The organism is Enterobacter cloacae complex sp. P12RS, from assembly GCF_014895875.1.
Taxonomy (GTDB): Bacteria; Pseudomonadota; Gammaproteobacteria; order Enterobacterales; family Enterobacteriaceae; genus Enterobacter; species Enterobacter bugandensis.
Genome location: NZ_JADBQO010000031.1, coordinates 1 through 19580 on the forward strand (window position 1 = coordinate 1; position 19580 = coordinate 19580).

General features: G+C 53.3%; 17 protein-coding genes, 1 pseudogene and 1 other annotated feature. Of the genes and pseudogenes, 11 read left to right on the plus strand and 7 right to left on the minus strand.

Annotated elements, in window-relative coordinates:
- Positions 1–226 precede the first annotated feature (226 nt).
- Together cysB and topA are read right to left on the minus strand one after the other, a co-directional pair.
- The gene (cysB, locus tag IM284_RS17190; RefSeq protein WP_028013403.1) at positions 227–1201 is read right to left on the minus strand and encodes an HTH-type transcriptional regulator CysB; all 975 of its coding nucleotides are present in this window, start codon (positions 1199–1201) and stop codon (positions 227–229) included.
- 187 nt (positions 1202–1388) lie between these two features.
- Positions 1389–3986: a type I DNA topoisomerase gene (topA, locus tag IM284_RS17195; RefSeq protein WP_041909639.1), complete on the minus strand. Its 2598-nt coding sequence runs from the start codon at positions 3984–3986 to the stop codon at positions 1389–1391.
- 399 nt (positions 3987–4385) lie between these two features.
- On the opposite strand from topA, the gene IM284_RS17200 reads away from it, so the two are divergent.
- Positions 4386–4637 (plus strand): YciN family protein, encoded by a 252-nt coding sequence (locus tag IM284_RS17200; protein ID WP_003856804.1) that lies wholly within the window; start codon positions 4386–4388, stop codon positions 4635–4637.
- A 34-nt stretch (positions 4638–4671) separates the two neighbouring features.
- Here IM284_RS17200 and sohB read toward each other — a convergent pair whose 3' ends face one another.
- Positions 4672–5718 (minus strand): protease SohB, encoded by a 1047-nt coding sequence (gene sohB, locus IM284_RS17205; protein WP_047368698.1) that lies wholly within the window; start codon positions 5716–5718, stop codon positions 4672–4674.
- 251 nt (positions 5719–5969) lie between these two features.
- Here sohB and IM284_RS17210 point away from each other — a divergent pair, with 251 nt between their 5' ends.
- A complete protein-coding gene (locus IM284_RS17210; protein ID WP_047368699.1) occupies positions 5970–6731 on the plus strand; it encodes a YciK family oxidoreductase in 762 nt (253 codons plus the stop codon).
- Positions 6728–7318: a cob(I)yrinic acid a,c-diamide adenosyltransferase gene (gene cobO, locus IM284_RS17215; protein ID WP_045260661.1), complete on the plus strand. Its 591-nt coding sequence runs from the start codon at positions 6728–6730 to the stop codon at positions 7316–7318. The genes IM284_RS17210 and cobO overlap by 4 nt, the downstream gene beginning before the upstream one ends.
- A gap of 35 nt (positions 7319–7353) precedes the next feature.
- On the opposite strand, the gene rluB is transcribed toward cobO, so the two are convergent.
- Entirely contained in the window at positions 7354–8229 is an 876-nt protein-coding gene (gene rluB / locus IM284_RS17220) for a 23S rRNA pseudouridine(2605) synthase RluB (protein ID WP_028013408.1), read from the minus strand.
- A gap of 433 nt (positions 8230–8662) precedes the next feature.
- Between rluB and IM284_RS17225 the strand changes: the two genes are divergently transcribed.
- Both IM284_RS17225 and IM284_RS17230 read left to right on the plus strand, forming a co-directional pair.
- Positions 8663–9115 (plus strand): PAAR domain-containing protein, encoded by a 453-nt coding sequence (locus tag IM284_RS17225; RefSeq protein ID WP_047368700.1) that lies wholly within the window; start codon positions 8663–8665, stop codon positions 9113–9115.
- Positions 9115–10269, plus strand: coding sequence for a PAAR domain-containing protein (locus IM284_RS17230; RefSeq protein WP_193055848.1), 1155 nt, complete (start codon positions 9115–9117; stop codon positions 10267–10269). Before IM284_RS17225 ends, IM284_RS17230 begins: the two co-directional genes overlap by 1 nt.
- A gap of 586 nt (positions 10270–10855) precedes the next feature.
- Here the strand turns inward: IM284_RS17230 and IM284_RS17235 are convergent.
- Positions 10856–11080 (minus strand): annotated as a pseudogene (locus IM284_RS17235) (Sua5/YciO/YrdC/YwlC family protein); the annotation flags it as partial.
- A gap of 220 nt (positions 11081–11300) precedes the next feature.
- On the opposite strand from IM284_RS17235, the gene IM284_RS17240 reads away from it, so the two are divergent.
- Both IM284_RS17240 and IM284_RS17245 read left to right on the plus strand, forming a co-directional pair.
- Entirely contained in the window at positions 11301–11771 is a 471-nt protein-coding gene (locus IM284_RS17240; protein WP_047368703.1) for a PAAR domain-containing protein, read from the plus strand.
- Positions 11771–12934 (plus strand): PAAR domain-containing protein, encoded by a 1164-nt coding sequence (locus tag IM284_RS17245; protein ID WP_047368704.1) that lies wholly within the window; start codon positions 11771–11773, stop codon positions 12932–12934. The genes IM284_RS17240 and IM284_RS17245 overlap by 1 nt, the downstream gene beginning before the upstream one ends.
- 343 nt (positions 12935–13277) lie before the next feature.
- Here IM284_RS17245 and IM284_RS17250 read toward each other — a convergent pair whose 3' ends face one another.
- Together IM284_RS17250 and rnm are read right to left on the minus strand one after the other, a co-directional pair.
- Complete coding sequence (locus tag IM284_RS17250; protein ID WP_003856793.1) at positions 13278–13898, minus strand: L-threonylcarbamoyladenylate synthase; 621 nt, start codon at positions 13896–13898, stop codon at positions 13278–13280.
- On the minus strand, positions 13895–14776 hold the full coding sequence (gene rnm, locus IM284_RS17255) for an RNase AM (protein WP_028013409.1): 882 nt from the start codon (positions 14774–14776) through the stop codon (positions 13895–13897). The genes IM284_RS17250 and rnm overlap by 4 nt, the downstream gene beginning before the upstream one ends.
- A gap of 139 nt (positions 14777–14915) precedes the next feature.
- On the opposite strand from rnm, the gene trpL reads away from it, so the two are divergent.
- The 4 genes from trpL (at position 14916) to trpCF (ending at position 19575) form a co-directional block, all read left to right on the plus strand.
- Positions 14916–14960: a trp operon leader peptide gene (gene trpL, locus IM284_RS23770; RefSeq protein ID WP_120247367.1), complete on the plus strand. Its 45-nt coding sequence runs from the start codon at positions 14916–14918 to the stop codon at positions 14958–14960.
- Positions 14937–15030, plus strand: a sequence feature (Trp leader region). (Overlaps the previous gene by 24 nt.)
- Positions 15031–15055: 25 nt before the next feature.
- Positions 15056–16618, plus strand: a complete 1563-nt coding sequence (locus tag IM284_RS17265) for an anthranilate synthase component 1 (RefSeq protein ID WP_047368705.1) — start codon at positions 15056–15058, stop codon at positions 16616–16618.
- A complete protein-coding gene (gene trpD / locus IM284_RS17270; protein ID WP_028013411.1) occupies positions 16618–18213 on the plus strand; it encodes a bifunctional anthranilate synthase glutamate amidotransferase component TrpG/anthranilate phosphoribosyltransferase TrpD in 1596 nt (531 codons plus the stop codon). The genes IM284_RS17265 and trpD overlap by 1 nt, the downstream gene beginning before the upstream one ends.
- Positions 18214–18216: 3 nt before the next feature.
- Positions 18217–19575 (plus strand): bifunctional indole-3-glycerol-phosphate synthase TrpC/phosphoribosylanthranilate isomerase TrpF, encoded by a 1359-nt coding sequence (trpCF, locus tag IM284_RS17275; RefSeq protein WP_047368706.1) that lies wholly within the window; start codon positions 18217–18219, stop codon positions 19573–19575.
- Positions 19576–19580 lie beyond the last annotated feature (5 nt).

Consider the following 19580-nt stretch of genomic DNA (forward strand, 5'->3'; position numbering starts at 1 on the left):
GGCATGAAATATTCAATCTTTTGACCAGAAATAAATATTTGAAAAGAAAAATTTGCGTAGCCGTTAATTAGTTTCTATTTTTGTCGCCAATTCACGACATTAAAGCCACACAAATTAAAAGGATAATGACAATATATGGCAGGGGAAGTGCAGATGATGATAATTCTAATTTAGCTTTAAGCCGATATTTCGGTATCTTTCCCTCAGGGAAAGATACCGGGTGTGATTATTTTTCGGGGAGTTTGATATCTTTAAACATCTCTTCGATATCTTCATTTGATCGTAATGCCACGGCGGTATCCACCACGTCACGCGTTAAATGCGGTGCAAAGCGCTGAATAAAATCATACATATAGCTTCGCAGGAAGGTACTGCGGCGGAAGCCAATTTTTGTCGTGCTGTGGCTGAAAATATCATGCGCATCAAGACGCACCAGGTCAGGATCTGACACCGGGTCGACCGCCATGCTGGCGATCACCCCTACCCCCAGGCCAAGCCGTACATAGGTCTTTATGACGTCGGCATCGGTGGCGGTAAAGACAATCCGCGGCGTTAACCCGGCCCGGTTGAAGGCGGTATCAAGCTCAGATCGTCCGGTGAAGCCAAACGTGTAGGTGACCAGAGGATATTGCGCCAGCTCTTCGATAGACACCGACCCTTTGCCCGCCAGCGGATGATCCGGGGTCACCACAATGGAGCGGTTCCAGTGATAGCACGGCAGCATGACCAGATCGTCATAGAGATGGAGCGCTTCCGTTGCAATGGCAAAATCTGCATTGCCCTTCGACACCGCCTCCGCAATTTGCGTCGGCGATCCCTGGTGCATATGCAGGGAGACGCGCGGATAACGCTCGATAAAGCCCTTGATAACGCCCGGTAGCGCATAGCGCGCCTGGGTGTGCGTCGTGGCAATATACAGCGAGCCTTTATCCGGCCAGGTATGTTCCCCCGCCACAGACTTAATCGCATCGACTTTGGAAAGGACTTCCCGCGCAATACGGATGATTTCCTGCCCCGCTGGCGTCACCTGGGTAAGGTGCTTACCACTGCGGGCGAAAATCTGAATACCTAATTCATCCTCGAGCATGCGAACCTGCTTGCTGATGCCCGGTTGCGAGGTATATAGCCCCTCGGCGGTGGAAGAGACATTAAGGTTGTGATTCACCACCTCAACGATATAACGAAGCTGTTGTAATTTCATGCCAGACCATCCGATTTAGCGCACGCGGTCAATCGCTTAAGACGATTTGATAATAAAAAAAGGGTTAACTATAACCACTATATCACTTATAGCCTGACTGTATAGTACGGAACAAAAAATAATAATAAGGTAATAAAAAAGGGCCGGAAGTCCGGCCCTTTCACGGGTAAGCTACGGTTAAGAAAGATTATTTCTTGCCTTCAACCCATTTGCCATCGACAAAGAAGGCGGACCATCCGGTCGCTTTACCCTCTTTCTCTGCCGCAACGTACTGCTGCTTCGTTTTACGGCTAAAACGGACCACCGTCTTATTGCCTTCAGGATCCTGCTGTGGCGCATCGGCCAGATAACGCAGCTTCTCAGGCAGACGATCGCGGAAGCGATGCAGCTCTTCCACCAGCGGGGCGCGCGTTTCACGCGATTTCGGGAAGGTGTTGGCGGCCAGGAAGACACCTGCGGCACCATCACGCAGCACGAAGTACGCGTCGGATTTTTCACACGGCAATTCTGGCAGCGGAACCGGATCTTCCTTCGGCGGAGCAACCTCACCATTGCGCAGAATTTTACGCGTGTTCTTACACTCGTCGTTGGTGCAGGCCATGTACTTACCGAAACGCCCCATTTTCAGGTGCATCTCAGAGCCACACTTCTCGCACTCCACAATCGGACCGTCATAGCCTTTAATGCGGAACTCACCCTCTTCGATCTCATACCCGTCGCACGTTGGGTTGTTACCACACACGTGCAGCTTGCGTTTAGGATCGATCAGATAGCTGTCCATCGCCGTGCCGCATTTTTTGCAGCGGCGTTTCGCGCGCAGGGCGTTGGTTTCCGCATCATCACCTTCCAGCACGTTGAGAACTTCGTTCTCCGGCACCAGGTTGATGGTTGTTTTACAGCGCTCTTTTGGTGGCAGCGCATAGCCTGAACAGCCAAGGAACACGCCCGTTGTCGCAGTACGGATCCCCATCTTGCGGCCGCAGGTCGGGCAGTCGATGCTGGTCAGAACCATCTGGTTAGGCAGCATGCCGCCCTCTTCAGGATCTTTCTCCGCTTTCTCAAGCTGGTTGGTAAAGTCGCTGAAGAAGCTATCGAGAACCTTCTTCCACTCCGCCTTGTGACTGGCCACTTCGTCGAGGCTGTCTTCCATCTGCGCGGTGAAGTCGTAGTTCATCAATTCGCGGAAGTTAGCTTCCAGACGGTCAGTGACAATCTCACCCATTTTTTCGGCATAGAAACGGCGGTTCTCTACGCGAACGTAACCGCGGTCCTGAATGGTCGAGATGATTGACGCGTAGGTTGACGGACGGCCAATCCCGCGTTTTTCCAGCTCTTTAACCAACGACGCTTCACTAAAGCGCGCAGGCGGCTTGGTGAAGTGCTGGGCCGGAACCAGGTCGACAAGCGACAACTCGTCGCCTTTGTTTACCGCAGGCAGCGTACGGTCTTCATCACCTTTACGCAGTGCAGGCATCACTTTCGTCCAGCCGTCGAAGCGCAGGATACGACCGCGCGCTTTCAAACGGAAATCGCCCGCACCGACGGTCAGCGTAGTGGAATCATATTTCGCTGGCGTCATCTGACACGCGACAAACTGACGCCAGATCAGCTGATACAGCTTCTGGGCGTCGGCTTCCATATCCTTCAGCGACTCGGCTAAAACAGATACATCAGAAGGACGAATCGCTTCGTGCGCTTCCTGAGAATTCTCTTTGCTGGCGAACTGGTTGGCGCTTTCCGGCAGGTATTTTTTACCGAAGTTATCGCTGATGTAGCCGCGCACCATGTTCACCGCGTCCTGGCTCAGGTTCGTTGAGTCAGTACGCATGTAGGTGATGTAACCCGCTTCATACAAGCGCTGGGCCATCATCATGGTTTTCTTCACGCCGTAACCCAGACGGGTGCTCGCCGCCTGTTGCAGTGTGGACGTGATAAACGGCGCGCCAGGCTTGCTGCTGGTCGGCTTATCTTCGCGTTCCAGTACCTGATAGCGCGCTTTTTCCAGCAGCGCCACGGCGGCCATGGTCTGATCGCGGTTTTCAGGACGGAAAGGCTTATCGTTGTGATGGCTTACCTGCAGCGGCAGCGCATCACCGCCCGGGGTGGTGACATTGGCGTCAACTTCCCAGAACTCTTCCGGCACGAAGGCTTTAATTTCGCGTTCACGCTCAACGACAAGACGCACGGCTACAGACTGCACGCGTCCTGCAGACAGGCCGCGGGCAATCTTTTTCCACAGCAGTGGAGAAACCATGTAGCCCACAACGCGGTCCATAAAGCGACGCGCCTGCTGGGCGTTCACACGGTCGATATTCAGCTCGCCCGGCTTCTCAAACGCCTGACGAATCGCATTCTTTGTAATTTCGTTAAACACTACGCGGCTGTAGCGTTTGTCATCCCCGCCGATCACTTCCCGCAGGTGCCACGCAATGGCTTCCCCTTCGCGGTCAAGGTCGGTTGCGAGATAGATGTGGTCTGCTTTTTCAGCCAGCTGCTTCAGCTCGTTAACGACTTTTTCTTTCCCGGGCAGCACTTCATATTGTGCATCCCAGTTGTGCCATGGGTTAACACCCATGCGGTTGACAAGCGCGCTACGTTCATCCTTTTTAGGCTTTTTAGCCCCTTTGGTGGAGGTAGAGTCTGCGCTCTTTTTGCTGGCTGAGCCACTGGTCGGCAAATCGCGGATGTGACCAACGCTGGACTTAACCACGTAGTCATTACCCAGATACTTATTGATCGTTTTGGCTTTTGCCGGGGACTCAACGATGACGAGAGCTTTACCCATATTCACCTTTACCTAATTTAATTCTTCCAGGAATACGCCGCACGTTGATTTCCCTTCCGCTGACGACGAGCCAATGATATTGCGACTGCGTCAGGGGATATCAACCCCTATGTCTTACCGAACGTCAGAATGGCGACATCCAGGTCATTGAGTTTTCGGGTATTTTTCTCACATCTCGTATAATTCGTGACGAATTCCCGGTCGAATGTCAAGCAATTCTGTTGCCAGAATGACGAAAGCGCACACTCTACCTGATAAAATTCGTTACGCAACTTTATTAGCATGCAAAAGCAAATCCCGCCAACCTGCCCTCTGCATCTTATCCCCTCACATTACAGGGAAAATTTGCCCCCAAAGCGCCCCCGGCGTAGACTATTGTCACTGTTTAAGGAGTGGATTATGCAGAATACGACCCAACCCATTGACCGAGCCTCTCTGCTTATCGAAGCAAACAAGCTTATTCGTGACCATGAAGATACGCTGGCAGGCATAGAAGCCACCGGCGTTGAGCAACGTAATGGCGTGCTGGTTTTCAGCGGCGAATACTTCCTTGACGAGCAGGGGTTACCGACCCCGAAAAGCACTGCCGTGTTTAATATGTTTAAATACCTGGCGCATACGCTTTCAGAGAAATATCACCTGGTCGATTAATGCAAAACGCGAGGCATATGCCTCGCGTTTTTGTTTACAGCAGCGGTTTTTGTCCGCGCTGTAGCCAGCGAAGCAGCAGGCGGTCCGCGCTTTCCGCCGCACTGTTGGTAAAGCGGTCCATCAGCCGTTTGCGCTGTGTAAAGCGCACGCCTACCAGTTCCCGGCCTTCCATCAGGTTGAGCAGCAGGTCATCACTGGTACCTACTTCATCCACCAGCCCTTTTTCCTGCGCCTGGATGCCGTACCAGTGCTCACCGGTCGCCACCTGTTCAATATCCAGCGTTGGGCGCATGCGATGTACGAAGTCTTTAAAGAGATGGTGAGTTTCATTCAGATCTTCACGGAATTTTTGGCGCCCCTCTTCCGTGTTTTCCCCCAGCAGCGTCAGGGTGCGTTTGTACTGACCCGCCGTGTGAAGTTCGATATCAATCTCTTTATTTTTCAGGAAGCGGTTAAAGTTAGGGATCTGTGCGACCACGCCAATCGAACCTATGATGGAAAACGGCGCCGCAACGATTTTGTCCGCCACGCAGGCCATCATATAGCCGCCGCTCGCCGCGACTTTATCTACCGCCACGGTAAGTGGGATCTGCTTCTCGCGCAGACGCTGCAGCTGTGAAGCGGCCAGCCCGTAACCGTGAACCACCCCGCCCGGGCTCTCAAGACGCACCACCACCTGATCCTGCGGCGTTGCCACGGCCAGAACCGCAGTCACCTCTTCGCGCAGCGAAGCGACTTCATGCGCATCCATGCTGCCTTTAAAATCGAGCACATAGACGCGGGGTTTTGCGTCGCCCTGCGGCGTCGCGAGCTTTGCCTTCGCCTTCGCGGCTTTGGCTTCCTGCTTGTGTTTTTTCTTCTGGGCTTTCAGCCACAGCTTCTGCTGATGGCTCTCGAGCAGCGAGAGGGACATCTCTTCCTGCATCTCTTTATACTGCTCGCTCAGGCGGGTGATGCGTAACTCCCCACGCTGACGCTTGCGCTGCGTCAGGTTGACAATCAGAACGGCAACCACGGCAATGGCAATCACCACCGTCGCGATTTTGGCCAAAAACAACCCATATTGAGAAAGTAATTCCACGCGTTCCACCTTGATTTAACCACGAATCTTTCACGGCAGTGTACAACAGCCCTGCCCCTGCGTCTCGCCCGTGACATTACCTCTGCGAGCCGTCTTCAGGAATCCCCGCGCTGCGGGTTAAATATTTGCAAATTGTTAATTTTGCAGCAATGCGTCCTGTAGACTGATTGAATTCTCACGCTAATTCGGGCATAAAGCCGAAAAGTCATTATGAAGGCGTGATTGAGACCCCGTGCGCCTGAGGAGTCACCGTGCATTATCAACCGCAAAAAAACCTGCTGCAGAACCGAATCATTCTTGTCACCGGCGCCAGCGATGGTATTGGTCGCGAAGCGGCCCTGACGTACGCTGAATATGGCGCAAGCGTAATTCTGATTGGGCGTAACGAAGAAAAGCTCAAAGGGGTCGCTCAGGAAATTGAGGCCGCAGGCGGGACACCTGCCCCCTGGTACACGCTCGATTTGCTGACATGCACCCCAGCGCTCTGCCAGGAGCTTGCTCACCGTATCAGTACCCACTACCCACGTCTTGACGGCGTACTGCACAACGCCGGTTTGTTAGGTGAAGTGCGTCCAATGGATGAACAGGATCCTGAAATCTGGAAGCAGGTGATGCAGGTTAACGTTAATGGTACTTTTTTCCTCACGCAGGCCTTGCTTCCTTTATTACTCAAATCCGAGTCTGGATCTCTGGTCTTCACCTCTTCCAGCGTAGGCCGCGAGGGACGCGCAAACTGGGGGGCTTATGCTGTCTCAAAATTCGCGACCGAGGGCATGATGCAGGTGTTGGCGGATGAGTATCAGAGCCGCCATCTGCGCGTAAACTGCATTAATCCGGGGGGTACGCGCACCAGCATGCGCGCCAGCGCGTTCCCGACGGAAGATCCGCTGAAGCTGAAAACCCCGGCAGACATTATGCCGCTCTATCTCTGGCTGATGGGCGACGACAGCCGCCGCAAAACCGGAATGACCTTTGATGCCCAGCCGGGCCGCAAACCGGGAATTTCGCAATGAGTGAAGAACGTCATCAGCAGCGACAGCAGCGTCTGAAGGAACAGGTTGACGCGCGCGTCGCGGCAGCCCAGGACGAGCGAGGGATCGTCATCGTTTTTACCGGCAATGGTAAAGGCAAAACTACTGCCGCGTTTGGCACTGCTACGCGTGCCGTCGGCCACGGGCAAAAAGTGGGGGTCATCCAGTTTATCAAAGGGGAATGGCCCAACGGTGAGCGTAATTTGCTTGAACCTCACGGCGTTGAGTTTCAGGTGATGGCGACCGGGTTTACGTGGGATACGCAGAACCGGGAAACCGATACCGCAGCCTGCCTTGCCGTGTGGAAGCACGCAAAAAGGATGCTGGCTGACCCGACGTTAAATATGGTGCTGCTGGATGAGATCACCTATATGGTCGCCTACGACTACCTGCCGCTGGAGGAGGTGCTGGATGCACTGAAGAACCGCCCTGCGCACCAGACGGTTATCGTTACAGGTCGCGGGTGTCATCGTGAGATTCTGGAGCTGGCAGATACCGTCAGCGAGCTGCGTCCGGTCAAGCATGCGTTTGATGCAGGCATCAAAGCACAAATTGGCATTGATTACTAAAGAAAAAGCCCGGTGAGTTCACCGGGCTTTTTCAATTAACCGTTGTTATTCCGGCTGCCAGAGCGACGATTGCTGTTCACCTGGCTGTGGCGTTTCACCGCACGACGGATCTGATTCGCCTTCATACGACGACGATCTTTCTCCACCGCCACTTTAGAGGTGGTTTCCGGCGTCAGGCCAACCAGCTCGCGCAGGTAGTTAGTCTGGGTAAGATCCAGCTCGGTATAACCACCGCGCGGCAGACCTTTCGGCAGCAGAATGTCGCCGTAGCGAACGCGGATCAGGCGGCTAACCTGCACGCCTACCGCTTCCCACAGACGACGCACCTCGCGGTTACGTCCTTCGGTCAGGGTCACGTTGTACCACTGGTTAATCCCTTCACCACCGGTAAATTTGATGGTTTTGAACGCCGCAGGGCCGTCTTCCAGCTGCACGCCACGCGACAGGTCGCGCAGTTTATTTTCATCGACCTGGCCGAAGACGCGAACGGCGTATTCACGCTCAACTTCACGGCTTGGGTGCATCAGACGGTTTGCCAGTTCACCATCGGTGGTGAACAGCAGCAGACCGCAGGTGTTCACGTCCAGACGCCCCACCGCAATCCAGCGGGCGCCGCGCAGTTTTGGCAGACGGTCAAACACCGTTGGACGACCTTCCGGGTCGTTGCGCGTACACAGCTCGCCTTCCGGCTTGTAATACGCCAGCACGCGGCAGATCTGTTCCGCGGACTCTTTCACGGAGATAAGATGACCGTCAATGCGGATCTTGAGCCCCGGTACGATTTCTACGCGGTCACCCAGCGTGGCGATTTTACCGTCCACACTCACGCGGCCCGCTTCAATAATGGCTTCGATTTCACGGCGTGAACCGTGGCCGGCACGCGCCAGCACTTTCTGTAACTTCTCGCTCATTGAGCTTCCTCAGGTGTCGCCTTCACAGGCGTCTGGTGTACTTTCTAAAACAATGAGTTAGCGCCAAAAATAACTTAACTCACTGATATGTAACTCTTTCAGGGTACACAGCATGGCAAACAATCTGTCACACAAGCTGTCACACATATGATTCGTGGGCGCACATACTACACTAACTTTAGACTAAATGATTCAACAAGTTTTGTGCATCTGAGTCTAGGTACTGACAGCCAAATACAAGCGAAAGTGATTATGGGCCAGATCCGCCCATACACCCCATTCGTTCAGAATGGGACAAAGGACAGTTAGGAGTTCAAAAGGAAGATTCTGGGTTACGGAACACAGTTTTGCTTAAGCCTAATACTTGTTGTGCATGTGGTTATTGTTTGTAAAATGACCGCTGTAATTGTTTCTATAATAAGCAAAGGGACTTATGCAGCAATATAGTAATGAGATCACGCCTGGATTCCGAGATTCCACCTCTCTGCCACCCTACGATGAAGATTTCTTAGCGAGCTATGACAGCAAGACACGCGAAGAATTTGAAGATTTTAACAAGCATGTTAGTCGCCCAGTAACGTATATTTTTCGATTCACTGTTGTGGGAATCGTTACCCGCAATGCTTCGGGAGGCAGTACGGATGGAGGGGAAAGGATGGCACGAGTTGGAGATAAAGTTGTCTACGCTGAGGGCAGTGAAGCCACTATTATTTCCTGTGCAGGTGGAGTGCGTATTATGCAGGGCGCATCTGCGACCCTGGTTGGAAGTATGCTTGATAATGGCGACGAAATAATCTCAACACCACAATCCGGCAGCAGACTGGTTTTCTGTAAAGGCGACACATTCCCGAAAGGATTCTTAACCATGCCAGGGAGTGAGCGCTAATGGTAGCCAAAGGTTACTTTCTGTTCAGGGGTGATAAAACAGTATGCGGCGGTCGAATTATTGAAGGATGGAGTGATCACCAGTTTTTCGGTAAAGACATGGCCTGTGAAGACCATCAAGTGACCTGTGGTAAACATCCTGGTCGTTACCGTATCTGTGGCGGTCTTGATACTGACGATATACATGGCAAAAGGATTGCCGGAACGTTGCACAGCTATAGCTCCTGCCCCTGCAAATCGAAATTCATTCCATCAAACTGGGATGATGATTACGAACTTGGTGGGGAATTAACAGTGACCCATACCGATCTATCTCACCTCGTCGAGATGCCTGTACTCCCTGGGCCGATTGAGTCAGAACCGGAACAATACGCCCAGAAAGCGAAGAAGCAAAACAGTTTTGCTGACATTTGCAAACCAGAAAATAACCCGCTATTGAACGGCGTCTACATCTGGACTGAAACCACCGAAACCGGACACACTTTTGTTTCCGTGCATGAAAACAATACTGTATACCTTTACACCTATGGCAGATACGGAAGAACTGGTGGGCCATTTGGAATGACAGGTGATGGCATTCTCGATTTTATGAAAGGTGATGATGCCCGAGACTATTACAGAAAAGAACTTTACGAAAACAACGCCCGAGTTTTTAAAATCAATGATGCTGGCATACCAGAAACCCGTGCTTTCTTTGAAAATTTGTGGCAAGAGGGGCGAAAGCCAATAGGGATAGAGGAAAACAGTGCTACAGCTCGAACTGGTCACTCTATTGACTCCAACGATGTAACGGGAAGCAACTGCACAACGCACACTGTTGCTGGCATAAAAGCCGCAGGCTCATCGATCTTTGATACAAGCTACAGATCAACAAGCACTCAGCTTCCTATTGAATCAGAAGAGCATTTTACCATACCAATATCACTGCAAAGTTATCTTCTCAGCAAAAGCCGTAGCCTACAGTCAATGGCTGTTGTAGAAGTTACTGACGAGTTTAAAAACCTCTATTCGAACGCGAACGGACAACACGTATCCCCGGAAGGAAGGGCAGGCAAAGCCAAACGATACGCCGCAGAAACAATGTCTTCAATAGGTTCGATTTCTCCATACTCAGGCGAAAATGTTGGCGGTACTCTTGGAGATTATGATGAGTAGTTTAACTAAAACCATTCTTAGATGGGCTGGAATAGTCGCTGTATCACTTTGCTACCTTATTACTCTGATAGCATCAACATTCACATTTAGTGCATTCATGGAAAGAGAAAGTATGCGTTTTTCTGGCCCAATCTCATTAAAAGCTTACCATGCTTCGATAGACTCGATTATGCAAGCCACTGATGGCGTTTTTAATGTCGCCTTTTTTGGATTTGCGATCTGCGTGCCTCTTATTCTGCTTATCTTTAAAAAGGTGAGATGATGAATAAGAATTTTTGTATCAAATGGGTCAGTATCGCGCTGATCTGCGTAGCCTATTACGTTATCGTCCTTTACTTCGATCTGGTCTTCGCCGTTAACTTTTCAGAGACAGTGAGCCAAGGATGGGATTTTACCCCCTCTCAGCTAACGTCGTTTGTTATGGAGCTATCGCAAAATCATTCTGATTCGGCGTTAGCCTCTATCATTGGTTTCACTGTCTGCGTCCCTCTGATCCTGCTCATTTTCAAGAAGGTGAGATGACAGACAAAGGCTGGAGAAATCCAGCCTCCGCTCTTCCCTTAATTTCAGGCATTAAACACCTTATTTACAAGAAAGGCTTTACGTCACCCACGCCTTCACGAATCACTTCCGAGGTGTCTTCAGTTAAATCGACCACCGTAGTCGGCTGCTGGCCGAGATAACCGCCGTGAATAATCAACTCCACCACCTTCTCCAGACGATCCTTGATCTCTTCCGGATCGGACTCGGTAAACTCGCTGCCCGCCAGCATCAGCGAGGTAGAGAGCATCGGCTCGCCGAGGGTTTCCATCGTGATGAGTAATGCTTCTCGCGTTATCAAGAATATCTGTTGCTGCCGCTGTGCTTGCCAACACATCTGCCTAAGATTTATCAAAAAATAACCATTACTAGTTTAACGATAACCTTTTGTAACGAAACGCAGTTTCGCTTAAGCCTGATATATGTTGCGCATCTAAACATTGCTTGTAAAATAATCACCACGGTTATTTCCATAATAATTAAAGGGATTTATGCAACAATACACCAACGAAATCACTACTGAAATCCGTGGTTCCTCTTCGCAGCCAGCCTACGACGTAGATTTTTTAGCAAACTTTTACAACAAGACAAGGGAGGCGTTTGACGAATTTAACAAACCAGTTAGTCGCCCATTAACTCACATTCTTCGATTCGCTATGGTGGGAAGCGTTACCGGCAACGGTGGAGTGATCCGTAATGCTTCAGGGACCAGCACGGCTGGCGGTTATAAGATGGCACTAGTTGGAGATAAAGTTGTATACGCTGGGAGCGGTGAAGCCACTATTATTTCCGGTGCAGGTGGAGTGCGTATTATACAAGACACATCTGCGGCACTGTCTGGAAGTATGCTTGATAATGGCGACGAAATAATCTCAACCCTACAATCCGGCAACAGACTGCTTTTCCGTGAAGGCGACACATTCCAGAAAGAATTCTTAACGATGCCAGGGAGTAAGCACTAATGGCAGGTAAAGGTTATTTTTTGTTCAGGGGTGATAAGACGGTATGCGGCGGTCGGATTATTGAAGGATGGAGTGATCACCAGTTTTTCGGTAAAGACATGGCCTGTGAAGGCCATCAAGTAACCTGTGGTAAACATCCTGGTCGTTACCGTATCTGTGGCGGTCTTGATACTGACAATATACATGGTAAAAGGATTGCCGGAACGCTGCACAGCTATAGCTCCTGCCCCTGCAAATCGAAATTCGTTCCATCAAACTGGGATGATGATTACGAACTTGGTGGCGAAGCAACAGTAACCCATACCGATCTAGCTCACCTCGTCGAGATGCCTGTACTCCCTGGGCCGATTGAGTCAGAACCGGAACAACACGCCCAGACCGCGAAGAAGCAAAACAGCTTTGCTGACACCTGCAAACCCGAAGATAACCCGTTATTGAACGGCGTTTACATCTGGACTGAAATCACCGATGCAGGACACGCTTTCGTTTCGGTACATGAAAATAACTCGATCTACGTATACACCTACGGGCGCTTTGGTAGGAAAGGCCCCGCTACATTAACGGGTGATGGGATTCTTAACTTCCTAACTGGCGATGATGCTTGTCTTTACTACCGCGAAGAACTCTACAAATACCAAGCGAGAGTATTCCTGATCGATGATGTCACACCTGAGGAAACCCGCAGAATTTTTGAATCTCTATGGAACTCCGGTAAAAAACCAGTTTTCACGGATGCGATGGGAGATCGTACCAAACGACGCGGCAAGGTGATTGACGTTTACGATCTGACTGGCAGCAACTGCACAACTCACACTGTGCAAATGATCAAAGAAGCAGGGACTAAAATCTTCGATACCAGTTTTACATCAACAACAACGCAACTTCGTATCAAAAATGAAGAAGATTTCACTATCCCCGTATCTTTACAACGTTATTTGACGGAGAAGAGTGGCGCTCTGTCCTCAATGAACGTTTTGGAGGTAACCAGCGCGTTTAAAGAACAGTATCCGAACATCGAACACTTCAGACCAATCTCTGAAAGCTTCACAGGGCAAGTGGAAGAAGGGCTTGCTAACAGTGCATCAGCGGTTGGATCATCTTCGGGTTATTCTGGTGGCACAATTGGCGGCGTTTTAGGTGGTTCGTATGACATTGACGAATAGAGCAAAGACTATTCTTCGATGGGGAGGCATTTCTTTAGTATTCGCCATCTACTCTATCGCCTTGATGATACCAGTGCTTGATTTTGGGCTAACTCGGAAATACAACGCACCCCCTTTAACAGATGAGATGGAAGCCCGTTTATGTGAGGCGATCATAGATGACTTATCGCGTTCAGTGGATAACCTCCTAATCACAGCATTTTACGGGAGTGCTATCTGCCTTGTTTTGGTCTTGCTCATCTTTAAGAAAGTAAGATGACCGGCAAAGGCTGGAGATGACAGACAAAGGCTGGAGAAATCCAGCCTCCGCTCTTTCCTTAATTTCAGGCATTAAACACCTTATTTACAAGAAAGGCTTTACGTCACCCACCCCTTCACGAATCACTTCCGGTGCATCCTCGGTTAAATCGACCACCGTAGTCGGCTGCTGGCCGAGATAACCGCCGTGAATAATCAACTCCACCACCTTCTCCAGACGATCTTTTATCTCCTCCGGATCGGACTCGGTAAACTCGCTGCCCGGCAGCATCAGTGAGGTAGAGAGCATCGGTTCGCCGAGAGTTTCCAGCAGCGCCTGGGCAATCGGGTTCGACGGCACGCGCATGCCGATAGTCTTACGCTTTTCCTGCAGCAGGCGACGCGGCACCTCCTTCGTCCCTTTCAGAATGAAGGTGTAGTTACCCGGCGTGTTGTTCTTGATCAGGCGAAACGCCACGTTGTCGACATACGCATAGGTCGACAGCTCAGAGAGATCGCGGCACATCAGGGTAAAGTTATGGCCGTCCGGCAGCTGACGAATACGGCAAATGCGTTCCATCGCTCCTTTATCTTCAATTTTACAGCCCAGCGCGTAGCCGGAATCGGTCGGGTAGACTATCACGCCGCCTTTGCGGACGATCTCCACGGCCTGATTAATCAGACGTGGCTGCGGGTTGTCCGGATGGATATAGAAAAACTGACTCATACTTCCCTCTCTTCAATTTGCTGCGGCTGCTCCCAGAGCTGCCAGACCGGCTCAACGCCAGCGGGTAGCCAGAGCTTGCGTCCCAGCTCGATCCACGCGCAGGGCTGGTGGAAATCAGAGCCCTGTGACCCTAGCAGGCCAAACTGGCGGGCGTAAGTCGCGAGCTGCGCGCGCTCGTTGGGCGCCTGCTGACACTGGGCGACTTCCATCGCCTCGCCACCGCATTCGGCAAAGTGCGCCAGCAGCCGTTTCAGCCATTTAGCAGAAAGATTATACCGCCCCGGATGGGCCAGAACGGCCTTACCGCCAGAATGATGAATGACATCAATAGCTTGTTTTATTGTACACCACTGTGGCGGAACGTATCCGGTTTTCCCGCGCGCCAGATACTTTTTAAAGACATCCGCCATGGTCGTCGCTTTGCCCGCTTCAACCAGAAAGCGGGCGAAATGACCGCGGGTGACCGCCCCGCCGTTCGCCAGCTTTTGCGCACCTTCCAGCGCGCCCGGAATATGCGCCTTCTCCAGACGCTCGCCGATCATCTCCGCGCGCTGGTTGCGGCGCGTTTTTTGTTCTTGCAAAAAGGCAAGAAGTGCCGGATGTTCTATATCAATGTTCAGGCCAACGATATGAATCTCATGGTTTTCCCAGACGGTCGAGATCTCGACGCCGGGCACCAGATTCAGCGCCAGCCCGCTGCGGGCAATCTCGGCGCGCGCTGCCGGAATGGCGTCGGTGGTATCGTGATCGGTTATCGCCAGCGTGCCGACACGCATTTCAACCGCGCGATGAACCAGGGCTTCGGGTGTCAGCAGGCCATCAGAGGCCTGAGTATGGCTGTGTAAATCATAAATAATCGCGTAGGTGGTATCGCTCAAAGCACTTCCCATAACAGGTTGGAGACATCCGAAAACGCCATGATACCGACTTAACGTGAAATTCTGAAATCAAGGGTTGACAATACGCCATCGAACTAGTTAACTAGTACGCAAGTTCACACGAGAAAGGTATCTGAAAATGACAGCACATTTCACTCTGCAGGGTTGGTGGCGCACTTCCTGATCTTCGGGCAGTGTCACGCATCTGCGAAATGCAAACAGATACCCGCCCGCTACCCAGCGGGCTTTTTTTTGAACAGAATAAATGAGAATCACAACATGCAAACAGCCAAACCTCATCTCGAACTCTTGACCTGCGAGGCGGTCTATCGCCACAACCCGACCGCGCTGTTTCATCAGGTGTGCGGTGCGCGTCCGGCGACGCTGCTGCTGGAGTCTGCGGATATCGACAGTAAGGACGATCTGAAAAGCCTGCTGCTGGTCGACAGCGCGCTGCGCATTACCGCGCTAGGTGACACCGTCACCATTAAGGCGCTCTCTGATAATGGCGCATCGCTGCTGCCTCTGCTGGATGCGGCTCTGCCCGCGGGCATCGACAATGAACGTCACCGGGACCTGCGAATTCTGCATTTCCCGCCGGTAAGCCAGCTGCTGGACGAAGACGCGCGCCTCTGCTCGCTGTCCGTGTTCGATGCCTTCCGCCTGCTGCAAAATCTTGTCACCGTGCCGGAAGATGAGCGCGAAGCAATGTTCTTCGGCGGGCTGTTTGCTTACGACCTGGTCGCCGGTTTTGAAGATTTGCCGGAAACCGAGCAGGGCAACCGCTGCCCGGACTACTGTTTCTACCTGGCCGAAACCCTGCTGGTGATCGACCATCAGAAAAAATATACCCGCATCCAGGCCAGCCTGTTCACGCCCTCTGCGTTTGAGAAAAACCGCCTTGAGCATCGCATCGCTCAGCTCCAGCAGCAGATGACGGAAGCGCCGCCTGCGCTGCCGGTACAGCACGTGGAAAAAATGACATGCGACGTTAACCAGACCGACGATCAATACGGGGCCGTGGTTCGCCAGATGCAAAAGGCTATTCGCGCCGGGGAGATTTTCCAGGTTGTGCCGTCCCGCCGTTTCTCGCTGCCCTGCCCGTCACCGCTGGCGGCTTACGACGTGCTGAAGAAGAGCAACCCGAGCCCATATATGTTCTTTATGCAGGACAATGATTTCACGCTGTTCGGCGCCTCGCCGGAAAGCTCGCTGAAGTACGACGCCACCAGCCGCCAGATTGAGATCTACCCGATTGCGGGCACCCGTCCGCGTGGCCGTCGTGCCGATGGCTCGCTGGACCGCGATCTGGACAGCCGCATCGAACTGGAAATGCGAACCGACCACAAGGAGCTCTCCGAACACCTGATGCTGGTTGACCTGGCGCGTAACGACCTGGCGCGCATTTGCACCCCGGGCAGCCGCTACGTGGCAGACCTGACCAAAGTTGACCGTTACTCCTTCGTGATGCACCTGGTCTCCCGCGTGGTGGGTGAACTGCGCAGCGACCTCGACGTGCTGCACGCCTACCGTGCCTGCATGAATATGGGCACCCTGAGCGGCGCGCCGAAGGTACGCGCCATGCAGCTTATCGCCGAAGCGGAAGGACGTCGGCGCGGGAGCTACGGCGGCGCGGTAGGTTACTTCACCGCCCATGGCGACCTTGATACCTGCATCGTGATCCGCTCCGCCTACGTCGAAGACGGTATTGCCACCGTTCAGGCCGGCGCCGGGATTGTTCTTGACTCTGTTCCGCAGTCTGAAGCTGACGAAACCCGCAGTAAAGCACGCGCGGTATTGCGCGCCATCGCTACCGCACACCACGCACAGGAGATTTTCTGATGGCTGACATTCTGCTGCTCGATAACATCGACTCCTTTACCTATAACCTGGCAGATCAGCTGCGTGCGAATGGTCACAACGTCGTTATCTACCGCAACCACGTTCCGGCTCAGACCCTGATTGACCGTCTGGCGACCATGCAAAACCCGGTGCTGATGCTCTCCCCGGGGCCGGGCGCGCCGAGCGAAGCGGGCTGTATGCCCGAACTGCTGACCCGCATGCGCGGCAAGCTGCCGATTATCGGTATCTGCCTTGGTCACCAGGCAATCGTGGAAGCCTACGGCGGTTACGTCGGCCAGGCGGGCGAGATCCTGCACGGTAAAGCCTCCAGCATTGAACATGACGGCCAGGCAATGTTTGCCGGGCTGCCGAATCCGCTCCCGGTCGCGCGCTATCATTCGCTGGTCGGCAGCAACATTCCGGCCGGGCTGACCATCAACGCCTCGTTTGAAGGGATGGTGATGGCGGTACGCCACGATGCGGATCGCGTCTGCGGGATGCAGTTCCACCCGGAATCTATTTTGACCTCCAATGGCGCCCGCCTGCTGGAGCAGACCCTTGACTGGGCGTTACAGAAACTGGAGCAGACCAACACCCTGCAGCCGATTCTGGAAAAACTGTATCAGGCCCAGACCCTGAGCCAGCAGGAGAGCCACCAGCTTTTTTCCGCCGTGGTGCGCGGCGAGCTGAAGCCTGAGCAGCTGGCCGCTGCGCTGGTGAGCATGAAAGTGCGCGGCGAAAGCCCGCAGGAGATCGCCGGTGCGGCAACCGCGCTGCTGGAAAATGCCGCTCCGTTCCCGCGCCCGGACTATCAGTTTGCGGATATCGTCGGGACCGGTGGCGACGGCAGCAACAGCATCAATATTTCTACCGCCAGCGCCTTTGTGGCGGCGGCCTGCGGCCTGAAGGTGGCCAAGCACGGTAACCGCAGCGTCTCCAGCCGTTCAGGCTCGTCCGATCTGCTGGCCGCGTTTGGCATCAATCTGGAGATGAATGCCGAGCGTTCGCGTGAAGCGCTGGACGATTTGGGCGTTTGCTTCCTGTTTGCGCCGAAATATCACACCGGTTTCCGCCACGCGATGCCGGTTCGCCAGCAGCTTAAAACCCGCACGCTGTTTAACGTGCTCGGCCCGCTGATCAACCCGGCCCATCCGCCGCTGGCATTAATTGGCGTTTACAGCCCTGAGCTGGTCCTGCCGATTGCCGAGACGCTGCGCGTGCTGGGTTACAAACGCGCCGCCGTGGTGCACAGCGGCGGAATGGATGAAGTTTCGCTGCATGCGCCGACGCTGGTGGCCGAGCTTAACGATGGTGAAGTACTCAGCTATCAGCTTGAGGCGTCTGATTTCGGCTTAACGCCGTACCATCAGGAAGCGCTGGCAGGCGGTACGCCGGAAGAAAACCGTGACATTCTGACGCGCTTACTACAAGGTAAAGGTGAGGCCGCTCATGAGGCCGCCGTGGCTGCCAACGTCGCCATGCTGATGCGTTTGCACGGTGAGGAAGACCTGAAGGCCAATGCTCAAAAAGTTCTGGATGTACTGCGCTCCGGTGCAGCTTACGATCGCGTTACCGCACTTGCGGCAAGAGGGTAAAGAATGCAGACCGTTTTAGCGAAAATCGTTGCCGATAAGGCCATCTGGGTGGAAGCACGCAAAGCAGAGCAGCCGCTTGCCAGTTTCCAGAATGACGTCGTCCCAAGCAGCCGTCGTTTCTATGACGCCCTGCAGGGTGCACGTACCGCCTTTATTCTGGAGTGCAAAAAGGCCTCTCCCTCAAAAGGCGTTATTCGTGACGATTTCGACCCGGCGCGTATCGCCGGTATTTATAAGCATCATGCGTCGGCAATCTCCGTGCTGACGGATGAGAAATATTTCCAGGGCAGCTTCGATTTTCTGCCGATCGTCAGCGGCATCGCACCGCAGCCGATCCTGTGCAAAGACTTTATTATCGACCCGTATCAGATCTGGCTGGCGCGTTTCTACCAGGCCGATGCCTGCCTGCTGATGCTCTCGGTACTGGACGACGAACAGTATCGCCAGCTTGCTGCCGTGGCGCACAGCCTGAAAATGGGCGTGCTGACCGAAGTGAGTAACGAAGAAGAGCTTGAGCGCGCCATCGCGCTGGAAGCCAAAGTGGTCGGCATCAACAACCGCGATCTTCGCGACTTGTCGATTGACCTGAACCGTACCCGCCAGTTGGCGCCGCGTCTGGGTGCGGGCGTCACGGTGATCAGCGAGTCCGGCATTAACAGCTACGCCCAGGTGCGCGAGCTGAGCCACTTCGCCAACGGTTTCCTGATTGGCTCCGCCATGATGGAACATGACGACCTCAATGCGGCTGTGCGTCGCGTGCTGCTGGGTGAAAACAAAGTCTGCGGCCTGACCCGCGAACAGGATGCGCTGGCCGCGTATGAGGCTGGAGCAATCTATGGCGGTTTAATCTTCGTCGACACCTCTCCTCGTGCAGTCAATGAGGAACAGGCCCGCAAGGTAATCGCGGCGGCCCCGCTGAGCTATGTTGGCGTGTTCCGCAATGCGGATGTCGCGGACGTTGTGGCAAAAGCCGACGCGTTATCCCTGCGTGCCGTTCAGCTTCATGGAGATGAAGATCAGGCGTACATCAATGCCCTGCGCGACGCGCTGGCACCGCAGGTTCAAATCTGGAAAGCACAAAGCGTGGGCACCACCCTGCCCGCACGTAATCTTCACCACGTTGACAAATACGTGCTCGACAACGGCCAGGGCGGCACCGGACAACGTTTTGACTGGTCGCTGCTGAACGGCGAAAAGCTGGACAACGTCCTGCTGGCGGGCGGACTAAGCCCGGATAACTGTGTGGAAGCCGCGAAAACCGGCTGCGCAGGCCTCGATTTCAATTCAGGCGTAGAGTCGCAACCGGGTATCAAAGATGCCAGCAAGCTGGCCTCGGTGTTTAAAACTCTGCGTGCATATTAAGGAAG